The organism is Adhaeribacter radiodurans, from assembly GCF_014075995.1.
GTDB lineage: Bacteria > Bacteroidota > Bacteroidia > Cytophagales > Hymenobacteraceae > Adhaeribacter > Adhaeribacter radiodurans.
In genome coordinates this window covers 4,930,573-4,948,552 of sequence record NZ_CP055153.1, presented here as the reverse complement: position 1 = coordinate 4,948,552, position 17,980 = coordinate 4,930,573, and the positions used below count along the sequence as shown (strand labels likewise).

The window sequence follows — 17,980 nt, the reverse complement described above, 5'->3', positions numbered from 1 at the left end:
TTGAAAGATTGACTTACGGTGATATGAAAAGGTACTGTATTCCCATGCCTTTATAGGACTTAACTCCGTCATATTAAATGTATTGGCTGGTGCGCAGTTCCTCACGCAGAAAACGCGCAGTATAGCCCTTATCGCTGGCTGCTACTTCTTCGGGTGTGCCTTGTGCTACAATAGTACCGCCCCGTTCTCCGCCTTCCGGGCCAATGTCAATAATGTAATCGGCCACTTTAATCATATCTAAATTGTGCTCAATGAGCAATACAGTATTGCCTTTGTCTACGAGCCGGTGGATTACATCCGATAAATGCTTAATATCTTCGAAATGCAATCCGGTGGTGGGTTCATCCAGAATGTAAAATGTTTTACCGGTGTCTTTTTTAGCTAATTCAGTTGCTAGTTTTACCCGTTGCGCTTCGCCGCCCGATAGGGTAGTGGCTTGCTGACCTAAAGTAATATAGCCCAATCCTACTTCATGTAATATTTTAATCTTCCGCAAAATGCGGGGTTGGTTATCAAAATACTCCACTGCTTTTTCTACCGTCATGTCCAATACATCGGTAATCGATTTTCCTTTAAAGCGTACTTCTAACGTTTCGCGGTTGTAACGCTTGCCTTTGCAGGTTTCGCAGGGTACATACACATCTGGTAAAAAATTCATTTCGATGGTGCGCATACCGGCTCCTTCGCAAGTTTCGCAGCGACCGCCTTTTACATTAAATGAAAAACGACCCGCCGAATAGCCCCGGATTTTGGCTTCGGGTAATTGGGCAAATAAAGCCCGGATATCCGTAAAAATTCCGGTGTAAGTAGCTGGGTTGGAACGTGGGGTACGACCAATGGGCGACTGATCTACTTCAATTACTTTATCAATGTGCTCTAATCCTTCTATGGCCTTGTAAGGCAAGGGGTCGCGTTTCGCGTTAAAAAAGTACTTGTTCAGAATAGGGTATAAAGTATCGTGGATAAGCGTAGATTTACCGCTACCCGAAACACCCGTAACTGCAATTAATTTACCCAACGGAAATTTTACCGAGAGATTTTTCAGGTTGTGCCCGGTCGATCCTTTCAATTCTAAAAATTTACCGTTGCCGGGCCGTTTTTCAGTGTGTACCTCAATGTGTTTCTGGCCGCTTAAATACTGCGAAGTCAGGCTGCCGGAATTAAATATTTCAGTAGGTGATCCTTCGGCTACAATATGGCCCCCGTGAATTCCCGCACCCGGACCAATATCTAAAACGTGATCAGCGTGCAGAATCATGTCTTTATCGTGTTCTACTACAATTACCGAGTTACCAATATCGCGGAGGTTTTTGAGGGCATTAATCAGTTTTTCGTTATCGCGCTGATGTAAGCCAATGCTGGGTTCATCCATAATGTACAACACCCCCACTAACTGCGTTCCAATTTGAGTGGCCAGCCGGATGCGCTGCGACTCGCCGCCCGATAAAGTACGAACTGAGCGGTGTAAGTTCAAATATTCCAAACCTACATCGAGTAAAAACTTAATGCGTTTCCGGATTTCTTTGAGTAATTCGCGGGCAATTAAATTTTGACGGTCGCTTAAACGGTCTTCCAGGTTTTGAAACCAATCAGCTAATTTACCAATATTGAACTGCGCCAATTCGCCAATATGCAGACCATCAATTTTAAAATGTAAAGATTCTTTTTTGAGTCGGTAGCCTTGGCATTCAGGGCACACGCTGGTTTGGGTATATTCATTAATCCAGGTACGAATAGCATCTGAATCAGAATCCATTTGCTTGCGCAGAAAATTAATAATACCCTCGAACTGCGTGATAAAGTTCTGACCTTTGGCTTTTACGATTATATCTTCATCAATACCATGGAGTAATTGGTTCAATACCGAAGCTGGGATGTCCTGAATGGGCGTGGAAATACTCAGCTTGTTTTGCTTCAGGATGGTTTGAATTTGGTTAAATACCCAGATATCACGGAATTCGCCGAGGGGAGCTATCCCACCGCGACTAATACTTAACCCTTTATCCGGAATAATGGATTCTTCGGTAATTTCCTGAATTTCGCCTAAACCATTACAGGTGGGGCAGGCACCGTAAGGGGAGTTAAACGAAAAGGTATTGGGGGCCGGATCGTCGTAGGCAATGCCGGTAGCCGGGTCCATTAAATGCCGCGAAAAGAAGTATGTTTGGTTGGTATCCGGCTCCAGAATTGTTACGGTGCCTTTGCCATGCGTTAAGGCGTTTTGTACCGAACTGGAAATCCGGTAACGGTCCTCGGTATTTACAATTATTTTATCAATAACAATTTCAATATCGTGAATTTTGTAACGGTCTACCTGCATTTTGGGCACCAACTCCATTAAGTCGCCGTCTACGCGTACGCGCACAAAACCCATTTTTCGAATTTGCTCAAACAATTCCCGGTAATGACCTTTACGGCCTTTTACTACCGGAGCCAGAATAATCAATTTCTTTTTATCAAAGTTGTCGAGAATGTGATTCACAATCTGGTCATCCGACTGCCGGATCATGCGCTCGCCGGTTACGTAGCTAAAAGCTTCGGCGGTGCGGGCATAGAGCAGACGCAGAAAATCGTAAATTTCGGTAATGGTGCCAACTGTAGAGCGTGGGTTGCGGCTGGTTGTTTTTTGCTCAATGGAAATAACCGGGCTCAAACCCTCAATTTTATCTACGTTGGGCCGTTCCAGGCCACCCAAAAAAGAGCGGGCATAAGCCGAGAAGGTTTCCATGTAGCGGCGTTGTCCTTCGGCGTAAATAGTATCAAAGGCCAACGACGATTTGCCGCTGCCGCTAATGCCGGTAAACACCACCAGCTTATTGCGCGGAATCTGCAGGCTTATATTTTTTAAATTATGCTCCCGAGCACCATAAACTTCAATTAAAGGTGCTTCGGTAGTAGTGGTAGTTTCGGTAGTTTCCGCCGTAGCGGTACCATTATCTATAAGGGAATTTGCTTCTTTTTTTGAGGCCATTGCAGGGCTTAATTAATCCGCAAAGATACGCAAAAACAAGCGTATTAGCAGGTTAAGGTTAATCTTATCTTAACTAATTTTCAGCCCTTTTAGTTTAATTTAAATGCGTTGTTCTGTAGGCGTAAAGTAGAGGCGGCTATCCTCATTTTCTTAAATTTTTATTTTTTAATGTTGGAAATTAGCCGGGATTGAGGCTTGTTTATGTGCGGCAGGAACTAGCTGACTAGCATGGCGAAAACCTGCTAAAAGCCGTTTGTGAAGACACAAACTGCGGCATCAGAATTACAGCTTTAGAATAGAATAAGACTTTCACTAAAGTGGACAATGTTGTCGCTGCCCATGAACAGAACCACTGATTTTCCCGCCTAGTGGCATTCAGCGCCATGGTTTGTGTCTTCGCAAACAGCAATATCTGCTTATCAAATAAACTTAAAATTTAAAAATGCTGGCTTCCAAGTAGCTATCTTAATCACGCGCGGAGTTTACCGGGGCCTGCGGAAGTTGCAGAGAGTAAATGGCTGTAGTATCGGCTACCGTTAATTTGTACCCTTTCAACCACGGATTATGTAATCGTAAGGTTTTATAATTAATACCTTGTTCCAAGGCAAACTGTGGTAAATCTTCTATGGTAGAGTTTATGGTTATAGAACGAATAGGTACCGGAGGATAAGCATCTGCTTGCATCAGGTCAAAACCATAGCGCTTAGGGTTTTCCATTATTTCTTTTAAGGCTAAAATCCGGAATACATACCGCGAGGTTTCTTCGTTCAGGTACAAATCGTAGTAAGAAGTAACTTTTTGAGTTTTAAGAGCCGCTTGTAAACCTCCCATTCCCCGGTTATACGAGGCGGCAGCGTTAGTCCAGGAACCGAAGCGTTGCTTTGCTTTTTTAAAGTAACTACTGGCCGCAATGGTCGATTTCTCGAAATGATACCGCTCATCTACTTCGTTGTTAATGGTTAGCTTTAATTCCCGGGCCGTAGGCGGCATAAACTGCCAGACCCCTACAGCGCCTTTCGGTGAAATAACATTACCGAGTAAACTTTCGGCCAGAGCTACGTACTTAAAATCGGCGGGTAAGCCGTTTGCTTCCAGCAATCGTTCCATTTCGGGTAAGGAGCGCTGCATGCGTTTTAAAGCGAGTAAAACATTTGAATGGAAGTACGCATTTGATTGTAGTTCCCGGTCCAAACGTTCGGCTACGTCGGGTATTTCTAAGGGTACGGGTTCGCCGGCAAACGTTAAGCTTTTAGGTAATGGAAAAGGCCGATGCCCCAAATTAGCTAGCTGATTGGGGTTTACCTGCTGGCTGCATAAATTTACTACGCCTAACAAACAAGCCAGAAAAAATAAGTATTTGAAGTAAGGAGTGAGGTATGCCATGCGTAATATCTTTACTAGTTCGGAGTTTTAACAACCCGGTTCTTCAGAGGTTGGTTCTGATTATTAAAGGTTTTTACTTAATTGTAATTAGCGTGTCGGTGGTGTTTTAGGATGAGTTTTTAAATTTTCTAAATATTTATAAAGTTTTAGGTACTCTTTGTTGTCAAGAAATTTGGGAGAAATAACAATTCTATAACTGCTTCCTCTGTCGTTCAAATCAAAATTAACAATAGCTACATTGCCGTCTACTGGTGGTGAAGATGGTGTTTTATCCGGAGAAATATTAGGTTTATCATCTAGTCGAAAGAGGTTTTTTGTTAATCCAAAAATAATATCTTGCTGAGCCGGTGTAAGCTTAATTTTCTTAGTATCTACAATTTCCTTAACAATATTTATAGAGTCAGGTAAGTTGGTATCAGTTAAATGCACGTATTGAATAACATAAAGATGATTTTTTTCAAAATCAATCTGCTTATCTGCCGCTTCATCATAATAACGCCCTTCATTTTGAATAACATAAAGCCATCCACTATCCTGTCCTAATTTGTTTTTATCAACTTTGGCAAGATCTTCTTTTTTAATAAATGGAAAAGGATAATGTTGAAGTTCTAAACTAATGTTGAAATCATAGAATTTGTACTGGGTATTAGTTTTATCTTGTCCTAAAACTGAAGAAGATTCTTGAATAAAAAATATAATTATAAGCAAGTAAAAGTTTGATAGCTTCATTTATATTTTAAATTCTGAGAACTATAAGCTTATTAGCTATTTATTTATATAGCTTGATTTATCTTAAGTAACTGGACAAAACTAGTTTAATATACTGGATGTCGAGATCAACAAAATATTGCATTTATATACTGTTACTTATACCCACAAAAGTCTAATATCTAATATCTTGATACTTTTGTCTCTTTACTTATTAGAAGTTCGGTGATAGTAAATACTTACCGTAGAAGTCGTCGATTACTTTAACCGCATCGGTGGCATTATCAACCAGGTGCACCAAATTTAAATCTTCCGGGCTGATGTTATTTTCACTGTGCAGCATTACGTCTTCAATCCAGTCGAATAAGCCCTGCCAGTATTTTTTGCCTACCAGAATAATCGGGAATTTGCCAATTTTTTTGGTCTGAATCAAAGTAATCGCTTCGAATAGTTCGTCGAGGGTACCAAAGCCGCCGGGCATTACCACAAAACCTTGGGCATACTTTACGAACATAACTTTCCGCACAAAGAAATAATCAAAATCAAGAATTTTGTCGTGGTCAATGTAAATGTTGTGCGATTGTTCAAAAGGTAATTCAATGTTTAAGCCCACCGATTTGCCACCTTCAGAATGAGCGCCTTTGTTGCCGGCCTCCATAATGCCGGGCCCTCCGCCCGTAATTACGCCGTAACCGTGGCGCACGAGCTTGGCGGCAATTTCTTCGGCTATTTTGTAATACGGATTTTCGGGCTTCGTACGCGCCGAACCAAAAATAGACACGCAGGGCCCAATGCGGGAAAGTTTCTCAAAGCCTTCTACAAATTCGGCCATTACTTTAAAAATCTGCCACGAATCGGCAATCCGGATTTCGTTCCAATCTTTATCTACGAAGGCACGCCGGATTTTACTATCGTCGTCGGAAATGGTGCGATTGTCTTTTAAAGCCTGTTGTTTTGCTTCTTTAACCGACTTAGCTTTATTATCGTTAATCTCCGGTTGAATAATGGTTTGGCCGCTACCTTCGTTAACGGTTTCTTCGTGGAGTTTGGTTTTACTGGTTTTACGAAGTTTAGTCATAGGTGAATAAAAATCTTACAGGAACAAATATTCCTGCTAACATAGTTAAATAAATATATTTGGTTTTAGAAAATAATAGCTGATTTAAATACTTGTTTAAATAGCCAGTTATTTGCTTTTAATAGGCTTAGGTTAGGTTAAGCTAATGTATTAAAACTAGAATGGCGAGGAAATGTTGCAGGGAAGAGTATTAATAGATAGTTAAATAAAACTTTAGTAAAAGTTTTACGGTTTCAGTTTTATTTTCAGGACTCAGCTATTTATTAACTAATTTATAAGAAGGCAGCTTGCTCTTTATTTATCTTCTGGTATTAAAAAAGGTTAACTAATAGGGCAGGAGCAGATTAAGTGAAGGGAAGTATGTTCGATTCGATAAAAGAATAGTAAAATTGTTCAATATTCTCCTTTTACTTCGAACGAATCGCAATTACCGGATCGAGGTTGGAGGCTAGTACCGCTGGTATAATACCTGATAGTACGCCAATTACCACCGATACGCCTAAGCCTAAAGAAATATTGGCTAAACTCAGCAAAAGTTTTAAAGCGTCCTGCGGAATAAGTGTAATCAGGAATACAATAAAAATACCCACGCCGCCGCCGATTAAGCTTAAAAAAACTGACTCGAATAAAAACTGGAAGAGAATAAAGTAATTTTTAGCACCCAATGATTTTTGAATTCCAATAATATTGGTGCGTTCTTTTACGGATACGAACATTATATTGGCAATACCAAAGCCGCCCACTAAAATAGAAAAACCCCCGATAACCCAACCTGCTACTCCGATTACTTTAAATAGACTGGAAATAGCTTCAGCTACCATTTCGGGACGATTTAAAGCAAAACTATCTTCCTGGCGCGGTTTCTGACCGCGAATATTGCGCATAACGCCTTTCAGTTCATATTCCAGTTCCAGCAAGCCAGGATCGGTATCCAAGCCTTTTACTGCAATGGTTGGCTCTACGCCGCCTCGGCCAATGGCAAATAATTTACTAAAAGCCCCATACGGAATAATAGCATTTTTGTCGTTAGTAGGAGCGCCGAGCATGTTTTCGCCTTGCTTTTCCATTACGCCAATTACCGTAAATTTCTGACCTTTTATCCGAATGGGTTTGCCAATGGCGATTTGATTCCGGAACAAATTTTCGGCAATGGTAGCACCAATAATAATTACGTTACGCGAGGCATCAATCTCCTGAGTGGTAAAATAACGCCCTTCGGCAGTAGGCATATCCGATACCAAATTATACGCGTACGACACCCCCATTAAATTAATGCCGGTAATGTTATTGTTACGGTATTTTAAAGTGTTATTACCCGTATCCCAGAAAATAGCTACTCCCTGCGCATTCTCCAAGTGTCTTTCTAAAAGTTTAAACTCGCGAATATTGGGAGCGGGCCTTTGAAAATATTTCCACCACGGATACTCGCCGCCAAACGACCAAGGCCACTTTTGCACGTAGATTACGTTATTACCTAAAAAGTTCATGCTGTTGCGGATACTGCGCTCCAGAGAATCGACAATGGTAAAAACCGAGATAATAGCAAAAATACCAATGGTAACGCCGAGCAAAGAAAGAATGGTGCGCAGCAAGTTTGATTTTAAAGCTTGCCAAGCAAACCGGAAACTTTCCAAAATGAGCCGCAGGTAAATCATTCGCTAAAGGAGCTTTAGAAGTAATTTGTTTAAAAATACAAATATTTGCCGCAAACCTACTAACTTTGCGCCTCGTTTTTAAAATTTAATACCGTAATATTAAATAGTATATTAGTAGATATGAAGCTTTCTGAATTTAAATTTGACTTGCCCGCTAATCTTTTGGCTATGCACCCGGCCAAAGAACGCGATGAAGCCCGCATGATGGTAGTGAACCGCAGTAGCGGCAAGATAGAACATAAAATATTTAAAGAGATTTTAAATTATTTTGACGACGGTGATGCTATGGTAATTAATGATACCAAAGTGTTTCCGGCCCGGATGTACGGTAACAAAGAAAAAACCGGCGCGAAAATAGAAGTATTTTTACTGCGCGAATTAAATAAGGATATTCACCTGTGGGACGTTTTAGTAGATCCGGCCCGTAAAATTCGGGTGGGTAATAAGCTATACTTCGGTGAAAGCGACCTGGTAGCCGAAGTAATTGATAATACTACTTCCCGGGGCCGTACCATTAAATTTTTATTTGATGGCACCGACGAGGAATTTTATAAAACCATTAATGAACTCGGCGAAACGCCATTGCCGAAATACATTAAGCGCGAAGCGCAACCCGAAGACCGAGAACGCTATCAGACGGTTTATGCCAAGCACGTAGGAGCAGTAGCTGCCCCAACCGCTGGTCTGCACTTTACTAAAGAGGTATTAAAGCGCCTGGAATTTAAAGGTATAAATGTAACCCCGGTTACGCTGCACGTAGGTTTAGGAACTTTCCGTCCGGTAGATGTGGAAGATTTAACCAAGCATAAGATGGATTCGGAAAGTTTTATTGTTCCCGAAGAAACTGCCCTATTAGTAAACCAAGCCTTAGATAATAAGAAACGCGTTTGCTCCATTGGAACTACTACTTTGCGGGCTTTAGAATCTTCAGTGTCGGCCAATGGTAGGTTAAAGCCTAACGAGGGTTGGACCGATAAATTTATTTTCCCGCCGCACGATTTCCGGATTGCGAATGCTTTACTCACGAACTTCCACATGCCCGAGTCTACTTTACTTATGATGACTGCCGCTTTTGGCGGGTATGAGTTAATTATGGAAGCCTACAACGTAGCCGTAAAAGAGAAATATAATTTCTTTAGTTACGGCGATGCAATGCTGGTTATCTAGAATTTTGGATTTTGGATATTAGGCGTTAGCTACCAGATTCTGGTATTTAAATAATAAAATAGTTTTTCTGAAAACCCGTTGGTTGTTTATCCAGCGGGTTTTTTGTTTTAGTATATTTGGCCTTATGTTGGTTAATAATCAGGAATACGCCATTTTGGTAGCCGGGGGCTCGGGTACCCGCATGCAAAGTCAATTGCCTAAGCAATTTCTTTCTATTGGTGGCCAGCCAATTTTAATGCATACCATCCAACGATTTCACCTCTACAATCCGCATATAAAAATAGTACTGGTATTACCAGCTGATCAGATTTTTTTCTGGCAGCAGCTCTGCGCGGAACATGCTTTTACTTTGCCGCATCAGGTAGTGGAAGGAGGAGCCTCGCGATTTGCTTCGGTTAAAAATGGCTTAGCAGTTATTATGGGTGAGGGAGTAGTTGCCGTACATGACGGCGTTCGACCGTTTGTTCCAGTTTCTATTATCCGGGAAGCATTTACTGTCGCCGCTGAAAAAGGTAATGCGGTAGTGGCGGTGCCTTTAAAAGAATCTATCCGGATAGTAAGTGAAGGTAGTAGTCGAGCGCTTGACCGCAATCAGTATCGTCTTGTACAAACGCCCCAATGTTTTCAACTTTCTTTGCTTCGCCAGGCTTATCAATTACCCGAAGAATCCTCCTTCACCGACGATGCTTCAGTAGTAGAACGGTTGGGTGAAAAAATTTACCTGGTACCCGGCGCTTATGAAAACGTGAAAATTACTACACCCGAGGATCTATTATGGGCAGAAAGTTTCTTGCAATCAGGTAAGTAGAGAGAATACAATCACGTCCGGAAAAAACGATTTTGGATTAATGAGAAATTAAAAAGTTCAGTACGAATATGGCTGGTTTAAAGTACTGTTTAAACTTGGCGCTAGAAATGCTTAATCCCTGCATTATGGCTTATAGGCAACTTCTTCTGATGATTAATAACCCGGATATATTGTTTATAAAACAGGGAAGCTAGTTCCTTAACCGGGAACTAGCTTCCCTGTTTTTACGATTTTGTTATTGGGGTTTATTATTTGCTAAAACTACCCGCATCTTATCTGCCGTTGCAACTTTTTTATAAAAATCAATTAGCTCGGAGTAAGCTGTTTTAGGATAGGTTCCCTTATTCATTTGTAATTTACGCGTATACACAAGCGCATTGTTGCTGGCAATTACAGAGGCGGTGTATTCACCAAATTGAGATTTTACCGAAATTTTCTCTGGTAAATGTTCCACTGTAAAGGCGCCAGTGGGTAAATTATAGTGAATCGTATCTGAATCACAGTAAGCCATCATACGGACAACTTCCGATTGACGATCGTCCAATTTAGGAGGTACGTGCCGTATTTTGTTAAGCATATTTACTTCTAAGAATAACCTTTTTCCACTAGTGGTGGCATATTTATTCGCTTGTAGTAATACCTTCTCGTTTACTGCCGGAATCTTGTTCTTTTCAGTTTTAAACTCAAATTTATTAATGGTAAAGTTCGCTAAGGACATATTATCGTACAGCCATTTCTTTTGCTTGTCTGTTGTTTCCAGCAGAACATTGCTTACTTCATCTTGCTGCAAAGCTTTATAGGTAGTATTTACTTCAGCCGTAGCATTACCGTTCTGGTCGAGATCAACCAAAACGGTACGTTGCTGGAGGTTATGCTGCGCCTTATAAGTAGGAGTTTTTACTAATTGGCCACCTTCAGGTGTTATAAGCAGCACATGCCGGTCACCGGTAAAACCTCCTAAATAACCCATAGATTCTGTTTGACTAGTGCATTCTAACCAGAGTGTATCTTTTGGTAAAGGAACACTTAAAATTACATGGTCAAACTGGTCGCTCGGAAAATCAGTGAGAATATTTGATTCACTTCTACCTGACTTAACCAATGCGGCGTACGAATCAATATCAACTACTTTGAGCATAGCTTTCATGTAATTTGTTAAAGCTTTACAATCGCCGTAGCCATTTTTATCTACCGTAGAAGCTTCAAAGGTTTGTAAACCACCAATACCTAATTGAATGCTAATGTACCGGGTATTGGCTTGGAGATAATCATATAATTTCCTGACCTTACCTGTTGCATCTTTTTCATCTTTTACTAATTCTTTTAACTTAGCTATAGTTGCTTCTGGTAAAATATCCCGGTCTTTATTTAAATTATAATACCATTGGCCAAAGGCTTGCCAGGTCTTCATATTGCCCGTAGAACCGTTTAATTCAAATTCGTTGGGAGCGGTATAAACTACCGGCATTAACTTCTCGGCAGGTAAACCAAATGGTTCTAATTCTTTACCTGGTACATTTGCTAAGGACCAGGTATATAATTTGTGGTTCGCTTCGGTGCTCGTTGCTACTCCCTGAGAGATGTTAACTTCTTTGTACCGAAGTTCCATCGCTGCTGGTAAGCTTACCTGAAAAGTGGCTTTTTCTACCGCAATATTTTCTTCATTTTGAGGCATCCAATTCGGGTAACCTAAAATGCCGTTTAAAGTTACTTCCTGATCAAACTCCACGGTATAAGGATATTGGGTGCCTTCAAAGCCAGCCACTTTTGCTCGGTTATCTTCGTACAAAGAACCATTAGAAGTAGTAGAGATATCCTGCAAATCAGAGTTTTTTAGCTTTTTAATTAGCTTGCCACTCGCATCATATAAGTTGCCTTTTAAATACCCGAATTTTACAAATTTATCGTAAGGAACCCCACATATTCTGTAATCCTGGGCTTTCTCATTAAATACGGTAACTACATAATGTACTTTCTGAACGGCTTTGCCCGGCCCTGATACGGTAAATGTTGTTTCATGCAAACGAATAACAGCATTCGCATTTTCGCGTAAAGCGGCTGGAATACTACTTACTTCAAATTTACTATCACCTGCATAGCCGAATGATTTAGTAAGAAGTAAAATAATCAGAGCAATAAAAAGCGTTCTGCCCGATTGCCTATGGATTGTAGCTTTCATCTGCTTAGTTCGCATTCTTCTTTAATACAATTTGCTCCGATTGCTTAGCTACAATTTGATTGTAGAATTCTTTTAAGAATGGATATTCTTCTGCCAAAAATTGAGGCCGGTTTATTACTACTTTGCTCAGCACATTTATGGTATTACCTATAGTAGTTACACTATAAATAAAGCTTCCGCCGTTTTCGGGTAAAGATACCTTGGCGCTTTTCGGTTGCTCCTCTACAGTATAACCATCCGGAATAGTGTAAGTATACATATAGGTTTGGTCAATAGTCGTAGTAAAGTCAATTGGGAATTTGCGGGTATCGTGCTTAAATGGGTTGGCTTTTGTACCTCCATTCTGAAGGGGCTGCAAGTAGATAATATTAGAAGGCTGCGCCTGACCCGTAGTGGCTATCTCATAATCTATAATAAGCGGTTCGGAACAGGGATTCGTATTTTTGAGATTAATATTTTTAATTTCAAAAAGATCGGCGGCTTTCTTTAAATTATCAATGTACTTCTTTTCACCATCCTCAGAGATAGACTTCCGATAGGCTAAGGCATTCAGGCCGTTTCGGATAACATGTACTTCTCCGCTAATAGAGTTGTCTTGATTTATTTTTAATTTTGAATGGTGAACAAAAGAATCTTTAACCCCGGAGTGTAGTACTACCCAGTCAGAGTTATTAGCCGATATTAAGCGGCCAACTTCATTTAAACAACGCGTTGGTAATACATTTAACGTTCCCATTGGCTCTGTAGCATCTAATAAATATTCTTTGTCGCCAATTTTAGCATGAGCAATGATGTAGTTAAACTTAGTTAGACTAGGATAATAGGGATTAATTTTGCCATGACCACGAGTACTTAAGATAACTGGATCTGCTTCAATGCCTGCTTCTTTGAGCATAGAGGTGAGGAGTAGATTAATATCAGCGGAAGTACCTACTTTCTTTTCTACTAATTTATTAAAGCTCTGACTAGCAGAAAGCCGGGTTGCCTCATTCCATTTAAAATTAGAACGCACGTAATCGTAAATTGCTTCTAGTCTTTTAGATGGTTCAGAGTGTTGCGCTAGGATAGGAGCAGTTAAATTTTTTACCACCGAACCTTTTTTCAAACGGCCGCCAAAATTCTCACTTTCCAGTAAATTGCTCGTGATTTTTTCCCAGCTGTTATTGATGGGCCGTGTAAAATCGCCTGGCAGGTTTATTTGACCTAATTCAAATTCAACTCGGGCAACGTAGTCTTTAATGCTGCTCATATAAGGTTCTTCTTCAATGGCAGGCACATCTTTCATGGCCCAGATATAGCGGGTACCAGAAGTAGCTAAGGCCGCAGACAGATTTACATTTATGGGTTCTGATTTAGCAATGTAAAAAGATTCGTAACCCTGGGTAATTCTTTTGTAATCGAAATATTGCGGAAATTCTGCTTCGTATTGGCTGTACAAAACGGGAATAGTTCGCTGGAAAGTCCAGTTAGGAAAGTCGAAGAAATAACCCGATTTAATCCGGTAGCTGTATTCTATAATAGAACCTTCCTTCACATTTGGTAATGAGAATTTTTGATTAGTCCAGAAATCATCTTCTTTTTCGGTGAAAATGGCTTCTTTCGGTAACTTATCCGTTACAACTTTACCATCAACCAAATTATAAGTATTTCCTTTTAAATTCATTACTACCTCCCGGTCAGCATTTGAACTGCCGTAAAGGGGAATAGTTTCGGTGGCCCAATCGTAACCGCTTTTTTTAAGAATTTTGATACGTACATGGTGGTCAGAATATAGAACCAAGCCCGAAGCATCTACGGAAAACTTTGATTCTCCTACATCAAATAATACTACCGCACTTGCGCTGGTGTCTGCTTTGTAAGAAGATTTTTCGAAATCTTTAATATCAATTTTGCCGAATTTGGGAATTTCAACGGGAGTCTGCGCTAAAGACCAGAAAGAACTACCAAAAAATAAAATTAGCAGAAAAGGTAGACGTTTTGCCATATGGATTGTTTGTATTGATAAATAGACTGAAATTATTAGGATAGATGTTTGTTATTTATATATAAATATTTAAATAAATAAATATCATGCCAATAGTGAGAAGTATTTAGCAATTTTTATTATGTGAATTAGTACCTCACATTAAAAATTGGTACTTCTAAACAAGAGCTGTTTTAGCGTATTAACTAAGGCTCCTTTTTGCCTTGTTTTTGTGTTTGGAAAAAGTAAAGAGAATTGGAAATTATAGAAGCATTTCCAAAGTAAAAGCATTTCTCAAGTTTTGGTAATTGCTAGATGCATTTAGCCACTGTGCGGTAAAATGCGGTTTAGTAATTGTAAGGAGAAAAGAACAGTTAAAAAGGGCAAAACGGTAGCCGGATAAAATTTAATTGTTTAGCTAAGTTAGGAGTAAGCATTCACTTACCTTTACCTTTGACTATTTACTAAAACACAAAAAGTTTTTACTAAAGTGAGAGGCGCATAATCTTGAATTACTCTCTCAGCAAAAATTAATTTTTGAAGGATTATTTACTTATGAAAATATATACCAAAACCGGCGACCAGGGTTTAACCAGTTTAATTGGTGGTACGCGGGTACGAAAATCGCATTTGCGTATTGAATCTTATGGCACGGTAGATGAATTAAATTCGTATATAGGACTGGTGCGCGACCAGCCGGTAAATGAGTTGCGTAAAAACTTATTGCAGGAAATTCAGGATCGATTGTTTACCATTGGTGCGTTGTTAGCATCTGACCCCGAAAAAGCTAAAAAGAAAATTCCTGACTTACACGAAACGGATATAACCCGCTTAGAACAGGAAATGGATATTATAGATGCGATTGTTCCCCCTTTAAAAACCTTTATCTTGCCTGGAGGGCATCCAGCAGTTTCGTTTTGCCACCTAGCTCGTTGCGTATGCCGGCGTGCCGAACGTTTAGTAATTGCCTTGCAGGAAGAATCGTTTGTGGAACCAATGATAATTATATATCTAAACCGCCTTTCTGATTATCTATTTATGCTAAGCCGCCAGATGGCGCATGAACTTAAGGTAGAAGAGCTACCTTGGAAACCGCGCGTGTAAGAAGAACTAGTGTAAAAGGATAATTTAAGGTTAGGATTGCCTGCCAACTACACCATACTTGTCTCCCTAGGCGCCAGGTAATTGTCCTGAAATCAGTATTTTCTCCAAAAAATTATTACTTTTGCTGTGTGTATCCGTTATAAAAGACGTAACTATTTTATAATCGATCAATAATAATTCATTTTTAATTTTTTTTCTTATGCTCGACACGCAGACGATCCAGATCCAGAAAACTACCGCGTCTCGGTTATCTTCCGTAGATTTTGCTAACCTTGATTTTGGGGCAGTTTTTTCAGACCACATGCTGGTTATTGATTATGCTAACGGTGAGTGGCAAACGCCTACTATTGTTCCCTTTGCTGATTTTAAAGTAAGTCCGGCTAACCCAGCCCTGCATTATGGTCAGGCAATTTTTGAAGGCATGAAAGCTTATAAAAATGAGCAGGGTGATATATCTGTTTTTCGTCCGGTAGCCAATCTGGATCGGCTAAATCTTTCGGCGGAGCGCTTATGCATGCCAAGCTTACCCGAAGAGCTGTTTATGCAGGGTTTAACCGAATTATTACGCCTAGATGCTGATTGGATTCCTTCGGCAGCGGGTAGCGCTTTGTATATCCGGCCTTTTATGTTCGCAACCGGCGAGTTCCTGGGAGTTCGGCCAGCAACCGAGTACCGTTTTGCTATTATTACCTGTCCGGTAAACGCGTACTATTCGGCTCCTTTACGCGTAAAAGTAGAAGAAACGTATGTACGGTCGGTAGAAGGAGGTTTTGGGTTTGCGAAGGCGGCCGGTAACTACGCTGGCTCTTTATTGCCCGCTAAAAAAGCTTTCGAAGCCGGTTATCACCAGTTACTTTGGACGGATGGTAAAACCCACGAATATTTCGAAGAATCGGGTACCATGAACCTAATGTTCATTATAAATAATACTTTATTAACACCAGCTTTAAGTACTTCTATTCTGGCGGGCATTACCCGCGATAGTATCTTGCAACTGGCCAAAGATCAAGGTATAACGGTAGAAGAGCGCAAAATATCGGTAGCAGAAGTAATGCAAGCCATTCAGCAAGGTACATTACAAGAAGCTTTCGGTTGTGGTACAGCTGCTGTTATTTCGCAAATTGTTACTATTGGTTATCAAGGCCAGGATTATGATTTACCTGCGGTAGAAACTCGTAAATTTTCTCCGAAATTAGGACAGGCTTTAGATGATATTCGCACGGGCAAAGCTGCGGATACTCACGGCTGGATGGTTCAGATTTAGTATTAAAGTATAAGTAACAGGTTGTAAGTAGTAAGTGGTTAAGTTTTATTACCGCTTACGGCTTACAACCTTTTTATTTTCTTACTACTTGGTAATTTAACTACAATTTAAATTACAATCGCAACCTAAAACTTAACACCTATTACCTATTACTTAAAACTTATCACCTAACTATGACTGCAGAACAAATTAAAGATTTAAAAGCTCGCGTAGAGGCTTTGAGGAGGTATCTTTGACTACGATGCCAAGAAAGAACAGGTAACGGAAACCGAAGAGCAAACCACTGCTCCGGGTTTTTGGGACGATTCTAAAAAAGCCGAAGCCATTTTAAGAGAAATTAAATCAATTAAAATCTGGACCGACCAGTTTGAAGAAGTAGCAACCCGGTTGGCTGATCTGGAAGTATTATTTGATTTTTATAAAGAAGGGGATGTTTCGCAGGAAGATATTACCCGGGAATACGCCGATACTTTAGCTTTAGTAGAGCAATTAGAGTTTAAGCGCATGCTTAGCAACGAAGAAGATCAGCTAAGCGCTATTCTGGAGATTAATCCTGGAGCGGGTGGTACCGAAAGCCAGGACTGGGCCGAGATGCTGATGCGCATGTATATTATGTGGGCCGAAAGTCATCGGTACCAGGTACGCCAATTAAACTACCAGGCAGGCGATGGAGCAGGTATTAAATCGGCAACGCTCGAAATTAATGGCGACTTTGCTTATGGTTATCTGAAATCAGAAATTGGCGTTCATCGGTTGGTACGTATTTCTCCTTTCGATTCCGGAGGGCGGCGGCATACTTCCTTTGCATCGGTATTTACTTACCCCCTAGTAGATGACTCTATCCAAATCGATATTAATCTAGCTGATATAGAGTGGGATACTTTCCGGTCAGGGGGAGCTGGTGGACAGAATGTAAATAAAGTGGAAACGGCCGTACGGTTGAAGCATAAACCCTCAGGTATTATTATAGAGTGCCAGATAGAGCGGTCGCAACTCATGAATAAGGAGCACGCTATCAATATGCTACGCTCCAGATTGTACCAGATAGAAGTAGATAAGCGCAACGAGGAACGCGATAAACTGGAAAGTACGAAAAAACGCATCGATTTTGGTTCTCAGATCCGGAACTACGTTCTGCATCCCTATAAATTGATTAAAGATTTGCGTACAGGTATCGAACGAACCGATGTGCAAACCGTTTTGGACGGGGATTTAGATGAGTATATTAAGGCTTTTTTGATGCAGAGCTAAATTATTTATATTAAAAAAACTTAATCTTTTCACTATTCAATTAAAATAAATTTTCTTCACATTAGTTTAATCTTATAATAAGTATAATAAAAAAGGGCTTTAATTAAAGCCCTTTTTTATTAGGTATTTAACTATAAAGACATAATTTTTAAAAGTGTCTAAGCCAAATACCAGAACTTTAAAAAATATTCAATGAACCTATATATAAATTACGTATATTGAATAATAGAAAATGAAAGTAGACAGGATGTTTTTAAATTAGAAAAATTATTTTACAATTTTTAAATAATATCCAAATTAAGTAAATTCTTTAATTAATGATAATAAACTAATCTTCAACTATTTAGAATCAATTTTGTTAATCAACCGTATATAAGTACCAAAACTATGCTTTGTTAAGATTTTGTTAATTCGCTCAGAATCTGTAAAATTGAACATAGTTCTTATAT

General features: G+C 39.9%; 12 protein-coding genes. 5 read left to right on the top strand and 7 right to left on the bottom strand.

What is annotated here, in order from left to right; all coding sequences use genetic code 11:
* Positions 1 to 73: 73 nt before the first annotated feature.
* From uvrA to HUW48_RS19615, 5 genes are all read right to left on the bottom strand, one after another.
* A complete protein-coding gene (gene uvrA / locus HUW48_RS19635) occupies positions 74 to 2,971 on the bottom strand; it encodes an excinuclease ABC subunit UvrA (RefSeq protein WP_182412559.1) in 2,898 nt (965 codons plus the stop codon).
* 465 nt (positions 2,972 to 3,436) lie between these two features.
* Positions 3,437 to 4,354 carry a lytic transglycosylase domain-containing protein gene (locus HUW48_RS19630; protein ID WP_182412558.1) on the bottom strand — a complete coding sequence of 306 codons (918 nt, stop codon included), beginning with the start codon at positions 4,352 to 4,354 and terminating at the stop codon, positions 3,437 to 3,439.
* Between the two features lie 87 nt (positions 4,355 to 4,441).
* Entirely contained in the window at positions 4,442 to 5,083 is a 642-nt protein-coding gene (locus tag HUW48_RS19625; RefSeq protein WP_182412557.1) for a hypothetical protein, read from the bottom strand.
* Between the two features lie 193 nt (positions 5,084 to 5,276).
* Entirely contained in the window at positions 5,277 to 6,140 is an 864-nt protein-coding gene (locus tag HUW48_RS19620; protein ID WP_182412556.1) for an LOG family protein, read from the bottom strand.
* 407 nt (positions 6,141 to 6,547) lie between these two features.
* Positions 6,548 to 7,795, bottom strand: a complete 1,248-nt coding sequence (locus HUW48_RS19615) for an ABC transporter permease (RefSeq protein WP_182412555.1) — start codon at positions 7,793 to 7,795, stop codon at positions 6,548 to 6,550.
* 120 nt (positions 7,796 to 7,915) lie between these two features.
* On the opposite strand from HUW48_RS19615, the gene queA reads away from it, so the two are divergent.
* Both queA and HUW48_RS19605 read left to right on the top strand, forming a co-directional pair.
* Positions 7,916 to 8,962, top strand: coding sequence for a tRNA preQ1(34) S-adenosylmethionine ribosyltransferase-isomerase QueA (gene queA, locus HUW48_RS19610; protein ID WP_182412554.1), 1,047 nt, complete (start codon positions 7,916 to 7,918; stop codon positions 8,960 to 8,962).
* Positions 8,963 to 9,086: 124 nt separating this feature from the next.
* The gene (locus HUW48_RS19605) at positions 9,087 to 9,770 is read left to right on the top strand and encodes a 2-C-methyl-D-erythritol 4-phosphate cytidylyltransferase (RefSeq protein ID WP_182412553.1); all 684 of its coding nucleotides are present in this window, start codon (positions 9,087 to 9,089) and stop codon (positions 9,768 to 9,770) included.
* A 235-nt stretch (positions 9,771 to 10,005) separates the two neighbouring features.
* Here the strand turns inward: HUW48_RS19605 and HUW48_RS19600 are convergent, their stop codons facing one another.
* Both HUW48_RS19600 and HUW48_RS19595 read right to left on the bottom strand, forming a co-directional pair.
* Positions 10,006 to 11,949, bottom strand: coding sequence for a DUF3857 domain-containing protein (locus tag HUW48_RS19600; RefSeq protein ID WP_182412552.1), 1,944 nt, complete (start codon positions 11,947 to 11,949; stop codon positions 10,006 to 10,008).
* A gap of 4 nt (positions 11,950 to 11,953) precedes the next feature.
* On the bottom strand, positions 11,954 to 13,933 hold the full coding sequence (locus HUW48_RS19595; RefSeq protein WP_182412551.1) for a transglutaminase domain-containing protein: 1,980 nt from the start codon (positions 13,931 to 13,933) through the stop codon (positions 11,954 to 11,956).
* Positions 13,934 to 14,467: 534 nt separating this feature from the next.
* Here HUW48_RS19595 and HUW48_RS19590 point away from each other — a divergent pair.
* The 3 genes from HUW48_RS19590 (at position 14,468) to prfB (ending at position 17,531) form a co-directional block, all read left to right on the top strand.
* On the top strand, positions 14,468 to 15,016 hold the full coding sequence (locus HUW48_RS19590) for a cob(I)yrinic acid a,c-diamide adenosyltransferase (protein WP_182412550.1): 549 nt from the start codon (positions 14,468 to 14,470) through the stop codon (positions 15,014 to 15,016).
* A gap of 199 nt (positions 15,017 to 15,215) precedes the next feature.
* A complete protein-coding gene (locus HUW48_RS19585) occupies positions 15,216 to 16,280 on the top strand; it encodes a branched-chain amino acid aminotransferase (RefSeq protein WP_182412549.1) in 1,065 nt (354 codons plus the stop codon).
* 173 nt (positions 16,281 to 16,453) lie between these two features.
* A protein-coding gene (gene prfB / locus HUW48_RS19580) for a peptide chain release factor 2 (protein WP_182412548.1) occupies positions 16,454 to 17,531 on the top strand; the annotation gives its coding sequence in 2 pieces (ribosomal slippage) (positions 16,454 to 16,513 and positions 16,515 to 17,531; 1,077 coding nt in all).
* The last annotated feature ends 449 nt before the right edge of the window (positions 17,532 to 17,980 follow it).